Genomic DNA, 12,072 nt, shown 5'->3' with positions numbered 1-12,072 from the left:
GTCTGTACCTAGGTACTGAGTCAAGCCTTTTGGAGATTATTTTATGCTCACTATCGGCAAGCTGGCAAAACACTGTCAGGTGAATGTGGAAACGATTCGTTATTATCAGCGAATTGGTCTCATGCGCATTCCTGAAACCACACAAAACTATCGTTATTACAGCCAACAAGACATTGAAACCTTAAGCTTTATTCAAAAAGGCAAAGATGCGGGCTTACAGCTCAGTGAAATTCAAGATCTATTGCATTTGCAACTGGACGATCGCGAAAAAGTCCGTCATGTGATTCAGCAACGACTTGAAAAAATTGATCAACGGATTCAAGAGCTGAATGCTTTGAAACAACGTCTTTCAACTTGGGTGGATGAATGTAAAACCACCACTGACAGTTGCTGCCCAATTTTGCAAGAACTGAAAAAAGGTTCAACGGCTACGCCATAAACAGATGCCATCTTTTAAATTTGGCGCTCACTTTAACACTCACTATTTCGATACTCAGGACTGCGTTCACCATGTCGATTGAACTTGCCCAACTCAGAAAACAGCTTCGCAAACAACGCAGACAAGTTTCCGCCTATCAACAGCAGCAGTCCGAATTGCAAATTTTACAACGTTTAAGACGTGTGCCCGAATTCAAACATGCCACCCGTATTGGGATCTACCTACATGCTTTTGGGGAAATTCAGACCCATAAAATCATTGAATATTGCTTTCATCAAAAAAAGTCGGTGTATTTACCGATGATTTGCAATATGAATCAGCGCTTGGTGTGGGTCAAAGTTTCACGCAATCAATTTCAAAATAAACGCTTTTCACACCATCCGCTAGGTATGCAAGAGCCTATGGCAACACGTGGTCAGCACGTTTCACATTTAGACCTGCTACTCATGCCCTTATTGGCTTGTGATCCTTATGGCACACGCATTGGCATGGGCGGTGGTTTTTACGATAAAACCTTGGCTTCTGCACGCTATCACCGTCCATTTCGTCTTGGTTTGGCTCATCACTTCCAGTTGGTGCCACAGCGCTTGATTCGAGAAAAATGGGATCAACCTTTAGATGGACTGCTGACCCCTCAACAGCATTTACGCTTCAAGCGCTAAAATTGACATTTTTGACTGTTGAGAATACTTAAAAATCACATGTTTAGTCATTTTTTATACAATTTATTTTGACCTGCCCTTGTATTTTTTAAAATACCCATCACTATAAAAAACATGGCAACACCGTTGTCACTCATTAGGAGTGCCCATGTCTGAAATTATTATGAATCAAGAAACCTTAGAGCCTCAGGTTCCAAGTGTATTACCACTTTTAGCGTTACGTGATGTGGTGGTGTATCCATACATGCAAATCGCGCTATTTGTAGGTCGTGAAAAATCGATCAATGCAGTTGATGTGGCTCGTAACAGTGACAATCTAGTATTTGTAGTTGCTCAAAAAGATTCTCTTTCAGAAGAAATTGATCACGACAACTTATATCAATACGGTACTGTCGCGAAGATTGTGCAAGTTGTGAATCATGAAAATGATGAAAACTGTATAAAAGTATTAATTGAAGGCTTGCATCGTTCAAAGCTAGAAAAAATCATTGATGAAAATGATTATCTAACCGCAGAACATGCGCTTAGCCCAATGTCAGTCCACATTGACGAAACAACGCAAGAAACACGTGTTCAAGAATTACGTGCCCTGTTTGCACAATACGCTGAAGCAAAACTACGTAACGCACGTGAACTGATTGCTGCAGCGAACAAGATTGACGATTTACTGCAATTGTTATTCTTCGTAGCGACCCGTGTTCCACTGAATATTGATGTAAAGCAAAAATTCCTCGAACACGATGAGTTCGAAGCACATCTACAAGAACTGATGACGTATTTATTGCAACAATCTGAAGAACAACAGATTGAGCAAACTTTACATGACTCAGTGAAGCGTCAAATGGAGAAAAATCAACGCGAATACTTCCTCAATGAAAAGATGAAGGTCATTCAGCGTGAGCTTTCTGACATGAATGGCGGCGCGGAAGATGACGTTGCCGAAATTGAAAAACGTCTTGCCGAAGCTGATTTGCCTGAACACGTGCGCAAAAAAGCTGAAAGCGAATTCCGTAAACTCAAAGCAATGCAACCTGCGTCTAGCGAAGCGGCTGTGGTGCGCAATTATATCGAGGCCATCTTAGATACGCCTTGGAATAAAGCTAGCAAAGTCAGCATTAACTTAAGCAAAGCGCAAGAAATTTTGGATACCGATCATTACGGCTTAGATGACGTGAAAGATCGTATCGTGGAATATTTAGCGGTTCAATCTCGCGTGAAAAAACTCAAAGGCCCAATCCTTTGTTTGGTTGGCCCTCCAGGTGTAGGTAAAACTTCACTGGGTGAATCGGTTGCCAAAGCAACAGGTCGTGAGTTTGTACGTATGGCACTCGGTGGCGTGCGTGACGAGGCGGAAATCCGTGGTCACCGTCGTACCTATATCGGTGCGATGCCGGGTAAAATTGTGCAGTCATTAACGAAAGTTGGCGTGAAGAACCCATTGTTCTTGCTCGACGAAATCGACAAGATGGCACAAGACTACCGCGGCGACCCTGCGTCTGCGTTACTTGAAGTACTCGATCCATCACAGAACAGCAAGTTTAACGATCACTATTTAGATCTTGATCTGGACCTGTCTGAAGTGATGTTCATCTGTACTGCCAACAGCATGAATATTCCAGAAGCATTGCTTGACCGTATGGAAGTGATTCGTCTACCGGGTTATACCGAAGATGAAAAAGTCAATATTGCTGAGCGTTACCTTGTTCCGAAAGCAATGAAGAACAATGGTCTACGTGCGAAAGAATTGACTGTTCACGAAGAAGCGATTCGTGACATCGTGCAACGTTATACACGTGAAGCGGGTGTTCGTAGCTTAGAGCGTGAAGTGTCTAAAATTGCCCGTAAAGTTGTAAAAGAAGCGGTCAGCAAAAAGGCAAAAAACCTGCAAGTTGATGTGACTTCGGCCAATCTTCCAGATTACTTAGGTCCACATAAGTTTGACTTTGGTATGGCGGAAGATGAAGCACAAGTCGGTCGTGTTAACGGTTTGGCTTGGACTTCAGTCGGTGGTGAGTTGTTGACCATCGAAGTTGCAGCGGTCAAAGGTAAAGGTAAATTCATTACCACGGGTTCACTCGGCGATGTAATGAAAGAATCGATTACTGCTGCTATGACTGTCGTGCGTACCCGTGCAGATGAATTGGGTATCGAGTCGACACGTTTCGAAGAAACCGATGTTCACGTTCACTTACCAGAAGGTGCAACACCAAAAGATGGCCCTTCTGCAGGTTTAGCGTTAACAACTGCATTGGTTTCTGCTTTCACAGGCATCCCAATTCGCCCTGATATTGCCATGACAGGTGAAACCAGTCTCGGTGGTCGTGCAATGCGCATTGGTGGCTTGAAAGAGAAACTTCTGGCTGCACACCGTGGTGGAATTAAGCTGGTCTTCATTCCTCAAGACAACGTCCGTGATTTATCTGAAATCCCTGACAATGTTAAAGAAGGTTTAGAGATTAAAGCGGTGAAGTCGATTGATGAGATTTTACCACTGGCGTTGACCTCTATGCCTGAGCCTTTGGTCAAAGCACCAATTGTCAAAGCGGTCGATGAAGGCAAAAAAGCTGCACGCCACTAATTCCGCATCGTAAAGAGAGAGCTTCGGCTCTCTTTTTTATTACAATTTACTGTAGATAACACCACACATCTTTATGCTTTTATTTCCTACAATAATTTGATCAAGGGATACATGTAGGACAACTAAAATGAAAAACCCGATTGGTTGGTTTGAAATTTATGTGGATGACTTATCTCGTGCCAAACAATTTTATGAATCTGTTTTTAATATTCAATTAACTGAATTAACCCCACCAGCGGATGATAACTCACTGCAAATGTGGGCTTTCCCGTCAGATATGCAAGCCTATGGCGCTTCAGGTGCACTGGTGAAAATGCCAGGCCTATCCGCAGGAGAAAACAGTACCTTAATCTATTTTTCATGTGATGATTGTGCGAATGAAGCGAGCCGGCTTGTTGAGTCTGGTGGAAAAATTCATGAAGCAAAAACTGCCATTGGTGAATATGGTTTTATTGTGCTGGCCTTTGATAGCGAAGGAAATATGATTGGCCTACATTCCATGACGTGAAACGGATGAAACTCCAAATTTTTGCCTAGCTTGTTTGATTTTTTGTATTAAACCTTTTCCACTATCATCCATCAGACTTGAAAAATCGATAAAAAGCCCGATATAAATAATAAGAACAGATACGCGCTGTATGTTTCTTTTTATTGATGATTTGAAATTGCATGGTCATCTGATTCTCCAGACGGATGACCTTTTATCGCAGTTCTCGCTACTTGGGAACTGCGTTTTTTATTGCTCAAAATACATTAAGGTTTCAATAAATGCTGTACCAGCCCATCGATCACATTCGCCATTTTGGTCAAATTCAACGTCGCTAAGCGGTCTGCTTTGGTATGGTAGTGACCATTTCGATAAAATGCCGTATCGGTAATCATGACTGCGGGAATATCAAACTCCCAATAATTCAAATGATCTGAAAAATCAAAAGCATTGGCAAAGCTTGGTGCAACCAAACGCTGACATTCTAATTGATCAAGTTTCTGCATCGCTGCACAATATCCTGCGCCTAAATCACGTGAACTGACATTACTCACTGTAGCAATAAAATTACCATGGGTTGGATAAATCCACTTTAAGCCCACAGGATAGCTTTGGATGGTTTGTTCGCTAAAGAACCCTATCATTTCTAAAATATACACACCTTTAATCTTATCTTTTTGTGACTGAACTGATTTCGCATGCACATAGCTGCCCATTTGTTCAGTTTTAGAAAACGGTGGTTCTTCTAAACTATAGAACACAAAGTCCACATTGTTGGGTAGTTTAGCCTTTTGCTCTGCCAAAATACGTGCCGTTTCAATCACGCCGGCAACACCAGAGGCATTGTCATCTGCACCATCTTGATCGCCAAAGACGTCATAATGCGCCCCGACAATCACGCGGTCTGGACGTCCGACGTTTAAACTACACACTACATTTCGGTAGATTTGCTGATTGGCAGTAAAATTTTGATAGTGACATGGGACGCCCAATAAGCGCATTTGTTCTTTGATCCATGCAGAGACACGATTCAGTTCATCAAGGTTTTTATAGTTACGTGCTTTGCCCTGACCAATCACTTGCTCCAAATAAACTTGTAGGTTTTGTTCATCAGCCATTTTGACGTTGCTTGCAAATACCTGCCCTGTGAAAGTACCCAGTACAACAATCAACAAAAAAGCCTGTTTTTTTAAAGTTTTGAGCCACATTGTTATTATTCCAAGTATTTCTTATTCCTCTCATCTGTTGAATTAAGCAACATTAGTTCAGTGAATTCAATTGCATTTTGTTTCGTCTCACTGCAAAGCCTTGCTTTCACCGTTATAATGAATCGTCTCCTTATACATGACCCATTATGAAAATCCGTATTCTGACCATTGGTCAAAAAATGCCTGCATGGGTACTGACTGGTTTTGAAGATTATTTCAAACGTATTCAACCTTTTGTGCAAACGCAGATTATTGAACTGCCAATGGCAAAGCGCGGTAAAAATGATTCAGAAGCAGATATTTTAAAATACCGTCAAATTGAAGGTGATAGCATTTTAAATGCAATGAAAGGAAACGAAGTGCTGATTGCTTTAGAAGTCGGTGGTCGTGAGTTTAGCACCGAAAAACTGGCAGAAACCATGAAAGGATGGATGCTTGAGGGCAATGATATTGTACTGGCAATTGGTGGGCCTGACGGTCACTCTGAAGCAGTACGTAAAGCAGCTGCTTGGCATTGGTCTTTATCCAAACTGACCTTACCTCACCCGATGGTTCGCGTGATGCTGATTGAACAACTCTACCGAGCTATGAGTATTAACCATAATCACCCTTATCATCGTGCAGGTTAAACTCAACTATTGTTCTTTTTTTGGAACAATACGTTGATATTTCCCCCATTACACAGATGATAAGAATCTGACAAAATTCTTTTCATCTTCTGCTATTAGGCTTTCACAATGAACTTACAAACGCTACCCGGCTTATTCATTTCTCATGGCTCACCCATGCTTGCGTTGAATCCAGAGCAAGTTGGGCCTGCGTTACATCGTTTAGGCCTAAACTTACCGACACCACAAGCAATTGTGATTATGTCCGCTCACTGGGAAAGTAACTCACTTGAAGTAAGTACTGGAGTTCGTCCTGAGACATGGCATGACTTTCGAGGCTTTCCTGCTGAGCTTTATGACATTCGCTACCCAGCACCTGGTCAGCCTGTTTTAGCCGAAGAAATTCTACATTTATTGGCAGAAGCGGGTTTTTCAGCTCATGCAAACAGTACTCGTCCGCGTGATCATGGCGTTTGGATGCCTTTACTCCATATGTATCCAGATGCAGACATCCCTGTGGTGGAAATTTCACTCCCGATGAATCTGTCGGCAGAGGAGATTTATAAAATTGGACAAACTCTTGCACCACTACGCGAACAGCAGGTCTTGCTGATTGGCTCAGGGAGTATTACCCATAACTTAGCTGAGCTGTCTTGGCACGGTCAGTCACAAGCGGTACCTGAGTGGGCATCGACGTTTCGTAATCATGTCGTCGCGAAACTTAGCCATCAGGACTTTGACGCCATTTTAGACTGGGAATCGATTCCTTTTGTCCGTCGTAACCACCCAACGTTGGAACACTTTGCCCCAATATTCTTTGCGATGGGTACAGGTCATCGTTTCAATATTGTGCATAGTAGTTTTACCATGGGTGCACTGGGCATGGACATTTACCGTTTTGATTAATGTATAAATTTTACTTATATATTAAAAAAAAATATTTATGGATACATTTTGAAACCCAAAAGAACTGAATGTATCCATTCTTTTAAAAACAACATCGGATATCATGTATCTTGTTATTTTAAATCAAGAACTTGTAACCCATGAAATTAAAATATTTAGCGATTGCCCTTTTCCCACTCGCACTGGCTGCTTGCCAATCATCTGATATTCAAAAAGTAGGAGATTTGGCTGTGTCTGTACTACAACAACAAAATGCAGATCAAACACTCGCAAACTTCCATTGGAGTGCAAACACCGCAGATGCGCCTAAACCATTGGTTTTAAACTTTGACAAAAAAGCAGGTCGCTTAGGCATTGCAACCAGTTGTAACGGTATGGGTACCAGTTGGAAAGTTGAAAACAATCAAATTGTAACGGGTAACCTGATGGCGACTCAAATGGCATGTGAACCAAAAGCCATGGCTCAAGAAGGTGTTGCAGCAGATTTATTTGATAACCGTAAAGCACCGTTTGTTTTAAACCTAAATGATCCTGATGCACCAACATTGACCGTGGTATCGGCAAAGGGTGAAAAAATTGTATTCACAGGTAAGCAAACTGCTGAATCGAAATATCAAAGCCAAGGTGAAACTGTTTTCTTAGAAATTTCACCAGAAACCAAAACATGTTCTGCAGGTGTTGCCCGTATGGAATGCCTACAAGTTCGTGAAATTAAATATGCTGAAAATGGCGTAAAAACGCAGGTCGATAAAGACTGGACGTTATTCTATAACCATATCGATGGTTTCACCCACAATCCGAAAGAGCGTCAAATCGTACGTGTTAAACGTTTTGAAATTGCCAACCCTGCGGCTGACCAATCAAAATATGCTTATGTTCAAGACATGATTATTGAACGTGAAGCGGTAAAAGGTTCATTGTAATCGTTCAATGACCTAGAAAAAAACCGAGGCCTAAAGCCTCGGTTTTTTATTGGGATTTTTCTAAGTGTATATAAACTTAGAATACGCCTTGAGCAAGCATTGCATCTGCAACTTTTACAAAGCCTGCAATGTTGGCACCATTTACATAGTTCACAGTACCGTCTGCTTGTGTACCGTATTTCACACAGTTACGGTGAATTTCTTTCATAATCGCATGTAAACGCTCATCGACTTCTTCAAAAGTCCAACCCAAACGCAAAGCATTTTGTGACATTTCTAGGCCAGAGGTCGCAACACCACCCGCGTTGGATGCTTTACCTGGTGCATATAAAATTTTCGCTTCAACGAATTTTTCGACTGCATCTAAGGTAGAAGGCATGTTTGCCCCTTCAGCGACACAAATCACTCCATTTGTAAGGAGTACTTCAGCATCCGCCTGATCTAACTCATTTTGAGTTGCGCATGGCAATGCGATATCACATGGAATAGACCATGGACGCTGACCTTCTAAGTATTCAAAGCCATGCTTAGACGCAAACTCAGAAATACGACCGCGCTTCACATTCTTCAGTTCCATCACTTCAGCAAGTAAAGCATCGGTAAAGCCTGCTTTTACATATACCGTACCCGCAGAGTCAGACAATGAAACGACTTTTGCGCCTAAGTACATTGCTTTTTCAGCAGCGTACTGCGCTACGTTACCCGAACCAGAAATCGCGACTGTTTTACCTTGGAAGCAGTCGCCACGGGTTTTCAGCATTTCTTCAGCAAAATACACTGTGCCGTAGCCCGTTGCTTCAGGACGCGCCAAAGAACCACCAAAGGTCAAACCTTTACCCGTAAACACAGATGAAGTGTCATTGCTCAACTTCTTCATCATGCCAGCCATATAACCCACTTCACGGCCACCCACACCAATATCACCCGCAGGGATATCCGTATTTGAACCTAGGTGACGGTATAGCTCAATCATTAGCGCTTGGCAGAAACGCATAATTTCGCCTTCAGACTTACCCTTAGGATCAAAGTCTGAACCACCTTTACCACCACCCATTGGCAGTGTGGTTAACGCATTTTTAAAGGTTTGCTCAAAGCCTAAGAATTTTAGGATCGATAAATTCACCGATGGGTGAAAACGCATACCACCTTTAAATGGACCAATCGCCGAGTTGTATTGAACACGGAAAGCACGGTTTACATGGGTTTGACCTTGGTCATCCACCCATGAAACACGGAATTGAATCGCACGCTCTGGCTCAACCAAACGCTCTAGCAAACCGTGGTCTGCATAACGAGGATTTTTTTCAATGAACGGCCAAAGGCTGGTCATGACTTCCTCTACCGCTTGTAGAAACTCGGGTTGATGTTCATCACGTGTTTTCACGTAATCTAAAAACTCATTAAGGCTGTTATATTTCAACGCTTAATCCTCAGCAGAAAATGGATCAAAATTGGTCAAATTTTATAAACAATGTTAAATTTTGGCGCAAACAATTAAATATCTTTTACCAACAATTCACAACACATTTCTATAAAAAAACATATTTATCATTTATATAACAATTATTTATATAAAATATACCTAGAAATTTGTTATAAAAAAACACCAATGAAAACACAGGCTTAAAATCTTTTTTTGCTCAAAAATGATGCAGTTAATGAACCATTTTAGAACACAGGATTAATCAAAAAAAACATGGTAAAATTCAGTGATCTACCTATTTCTCCTAATATCTCTGCAAATTCAGTTGCAGGATTGGTTTACGCATGAATTCGCACATTTCCCTGATCCAAAATATCGATGCCCTCCTTCCCCAAACCCAATGTGGACTCTGCGGACATCGTGATGGATGTCTGCCTTATGCCCAAGCCATCAGCGAAGGTGAAGCAGCCAATAAATGTGTACCCGGCGGGCAGCCTGTAGCCGATGCATTGGCTCAGTTGCTAAACCGACCAGCATTAATTGCAGAGGAAAGTGTTTGGCCTATTCAAGCCGATGGCCGCCCACAGAGAATGAAAGCAATCATTCGTGAGGATGAATGCATTGGTTGTACCAAATGTATTAGTGCCTGTCCTGTAGACGCCATTATTGGTTCGGGTAAACTCATGCACAGTATTTTGACTGATCTGTGTACAGGCTGTGAACTGTGTATCCCGCCTTGTCCTGTCGACTGTATTGACCTTATTCCAGATGTAGACGGCATACCAACGGAAATCTTGCGCAAAGCTGAGCAAGATGATTTAAGACAACGCTATTACGCACATATTCAACGTGAAGAAAAACAGCGCCTACACCGTAAAGGTCCAGTGGTTCGTGCGGAAATTGATACGGCTTTATTTGCCCAGTTTTCAGCACAGAACGATGCTGTACCTGATATTCAGATCATTGAAAAAGAACCAGAAATGGCAGCAAAGCTTGATGCAAAATCCACGATTGAGCTGGCGAAATTACGCGTACAAATTAAAAAATTAGAAAAGCAACTCAGCGTTCGTGAAGATGAAAAAAAACGTCTGTTGTTGGATGACTTAACCCAACAGCTTCATCAGTTACAGGGAGCGTAAAGCATGCTAACGACAAGCGGAAAACCTGTAAAAAACATGACCAAAAAGCAAATTCAAATCTTTTTTGAACGTTTACGTGCACAACGCCCAAATCCCAAAACTGAATTAAATTATTCGAGTCCTTTTGAGCTGTTGGTGGCTGTGACCTTGTCTGCTCAGGCGACAGATGTGAGTGTCAACAAAGCTACAGATAAACTCTTTCCAGTCGCCAATACACCTGAAACTATTTATGCCTTAGGGGTCGATGGTTTAAAAACCTATATTAAAACCATAGGCTTATATAATGCAAAGGCTGAGAATGTCATTAAAGCCTGTAAGATACTGATTGAAAAACATAACAGCATCGTGCCAAACAATCGTGCGGATTTAGAAGCCTTGCCCGGTGTAGGACGAAAAACAGCCAATGTGGTGTTAAATACTGCTTTTGGACAACCGACGATGGCGGTCGATACGCATATTTTTCGTTTAGGCAATCGTACGGGATTAGCAGTCGGCAAAAATGTGCTTGAAGTCGAACACCGTTTAATGAAAGTCATACCGAAAGAATTTATTGTCGACTCACATCATTGGCTGATTTTACATGGTCGATACTGCTGTATTGCACGCAAACCGAAATGCCATGAGTGTATTGTTTCAGATGTGTGTAACTGGCCAGATCGTTTTGAATTTGGTGCAGCACGTATTGCCACAACGACGATAGAAGCTGAACATTAAAGTTCAGTTTTTTTATTTTTGATTTGATTTATCTTTGAAATCTTGCTGCAACTTCGGATGTAACTGACGTTTTGGCTGCTTCTTCGACATTTTTTCTTGTTTACTGACATCGCGTAGCATTTTTACGCTAATGTAAAACAAACCCACCAATACCGCCGCAGCAACAATAATTAAAACAATGATTCCAACTTGTGCCACACGCGACTCCATTTTTAGAGGATCAAGAAAAAGAGCCCTAATATGACTTAGAGCTCTTTCAATGTCAAAACATTGCCATGTTTAAAACATGCAATTATTTGTCTTGATCAAGAATCGCGAACAAATCTGCTTGTACTTCGTCAATTGGACGTAAGCCATTCAGCTTGTCATAGGTTGGTGCATTTTCACCAGACGCTGCGCGACCTTGGTAGAAACCAACCAACTGTTCAGTTTCAGTGTGGTATGAACCCAAACGCTTACGAATCGTTGCTTCTTGGTCATCTGGACGCTGTACCAGCTCTTCACCAGTTTCGTCGTCCTTACCTTCCACTTTAGGTGGATTGTAAACGATGTGATAAACACGGCCTGATGCAGGGTGCTGACGGCGACCAGAAAGACGTTGTACGATTTCTTCGTCAGGAACATCAATTTCAATCACGTGATCAATGTTGATACCTTCATTTTCAAGCGCTTCGGCTTGAGGAATGGTACGTGGGAAACCATCAAAGATACAGCCATTTACACAGTCAGGTTGCGCAATACGTTCTTTCACTAAACCAATGATCAGTTCATCAGATACAAGACCACCATTGTCCATCACGCTTTTAGCTTGTAGACCGAGTTCAGTTCCTTCACGAATTGCAGCACGGAGCATATCACCGGTTGAAATTTGTGGGACATTGTAGCGCTTACAGATCAACTGAGCTTGTGTACCTTTACCTGCTCCAGGTGGTCCGAGTAAGATAATGCGCATAAAAAAACATCCTCATTTAAACAATGTATTTGA

The 12,072-nt window shown here is 41.9% G+C and carries 13 protein-coding genes; 9 read left to right on the top strand and 4 right to left on the bottom strand.

Annotated features, from left to right (window positions below; all coding sequences use genetic code 11):
- The first annotated feature begins 43 nt into the window (after positions 1-43).
- From AC4CUX_RS12870 to AC4CUX_RS12855, 4 genes are all read left to right on the top strand, one after another.
- Complete coding sequence (locus AC4CUX_RS12870) at positions 44-439, top strand: MerR family transcriptional regulator (RefSeq protein ID WP_151836200.1); 396 nt, start codon at positions 44-46, stop codon at positions 437-439.
- 71 nt (positions 440-510) lie between these two features.
- Positions 511-1,101: a 5-formyltetrahydrofolate cyclo-ligase gene (locus AC4CUX_RS12865; RefSeq protein ID WP_151836199.1), complete on the top strand. Its 591-nt coding sequence runs from the start codon at positions 511-513 to the stop codon at positions 1,099-1,101.
- 148 nt (positions 1,102-1,249) lie between these two features.
- A complete protein-coding gene (gene lon, locus AC4CUX_RS12860; RefSeq protein ID WP_195728797.1) occupies positions 1,250-3,679 on the top strand; it encodes an endopeptidase La in 2,430 nt (809 codons plus the stop codon).
- Between the two features lie 127 nt (positions 3,680-3,806).
- Positions 3,807-4,187 (top strand): VOC family protein, encoded by a 381-nt coding sequence (locus AC4CUX_RS12855; RefSeq protein ID WP_151836198.1) that lies wholly within the window; start codon positions 3,807-3,809, stop codon positions 4,185-4,187.
- Between the two features lie 245 nt (positions 4,188-4,432).
- On the opposite strand, the gene AC4CUX_RS12850 is transcribed toward AC4CUX_RS12855, so the two are convergent.
- Entirely contained in the window at positions 4,433-5,374 is a 942-nt protein-coding gene (locus AC4CUX_RS12850; protein ID WP_151836197.1) for a M20/M25/M40 family metallo-hydrolase, read from the bottom strand.
- A 146-nt stretch (positions 5,375-5,520) separates the two neighbouring features.
- Here AC4CUX_RS12850 and rlmH point away from each other — a divergent pair, with 146 nt between their 5' ends.
- From rlmH to AC4CUX_RS12835, 3 genes are all read left to right on the top strand, one after another.
- Entirely contained in the window at positions 5,521-6,003 is a 483-nt protein-coding gene (gene rlmH, locus AC4CUX_RS12845; protein WP_004980899.1) for a 23S rRNA (pseudouridine(1915)-N(3))-methyltransferase RlmH, read from the top strand.
- 108 nt (positions 6,004-6,111) lie between these two features.
- Entirely contained in the window at positions 6,112-6,888 is a 777-nt protein-coding gene (locus AC4CUX_RS12840; protein WP_005399833.1) for a dioxygenase family protein, read from the top strand.
- Between the two features lie 140 nt (positions 6,889-7,028).
- The gene (locus tag AC4CUX_RS12835; RefSeq protein ID WP_490792451.1) at positions 7,029-7,811 is read left to right on the top strand and encodes a DUF4377 domain-containing protein; all 783 of its coding nucleotides are present in this window, start codon (positions 7,029-7,031) and stop codon (positions 7,809-7,811) included.
- Between the two features lie 76 nt (positions 7,812-7,887).
- Here the strand turns inward: AC4CUX_RS12835 and gdhA are convergent, their stop codons facing one another.
- Entirely contained in the window at positions 7,888-9,231 is a 1,344-nt protein-coding gene (gene gdhA, locus AC4CUX_RS12830) for an NADP-specific glutamate dehydrogenase (RefSeq protein WP_087010569.1), read from the bottom strand.
- 347 nt (positions 9,232-9,578) lie between these two features.
- Here gdhA and AC4CUX_RS12825 point away from each other — a divergent pair, with 347 nt between their 5' ends.
- Entirely contained in the window at positions 9,579-10,373 is a 795-nt protein-coding gene (locus AC4CUX_RS12825) for an RnfABCDGE type electron transport complex subunit B (RefSeq protein WP_151836196.1), read from the top strand.
- Positions 10,374-10,376: 3 nt separating this feature from the next.
- Positions 10,377-11,087, top strand: coding sequence for an endonuclease III (gene nth / locus AC4CUX_RS12820; RefSeq protein ID WP_151836195.1), 711 nt, complete (start codon positions 10,377-10,379; stop codon positions 11,085-11,087).
- Positions 11,088-11,099: 12 nt separating this feature from the next.
- On the opposite strand, the gene AC4CUX_RS12815 is transcribed toward nth, so the two are convergent.
- On the bottom strand, positions 11,100-11,297 hold the full coding sequence (locus AC4CUX_RS12815; RefSeq protein WP_151836194.1) for a hypothetical protein: 198 nt from the start codon (positions 11,295-11,297) through the stop codon (positions 11,100-11,102).
- 82 nt (positions 11,298-11,379) lie between these two features.
- Complete coding sequence (gene adk / locus AC4CUX_RS12810) at positions 11,380-12,039, bottom strand: adenylate kinase (RefSeq protein WP_004980915.1); 660 nt, start codon at positions 12,037-12,039, stop codon at positions 11,380-11,382.
- Positions 12,040-12,072: the final 33 nt, after the last annotated feature.

This window comes from Acinetobacter sp. 231_lipA (genome assembly GCF_058243005.1).
The sequence above is the reverse complement of the archived record's forward strand: the minus strand, read 5'-3'. Positions and strand labels throughout refer to the sequence as shown.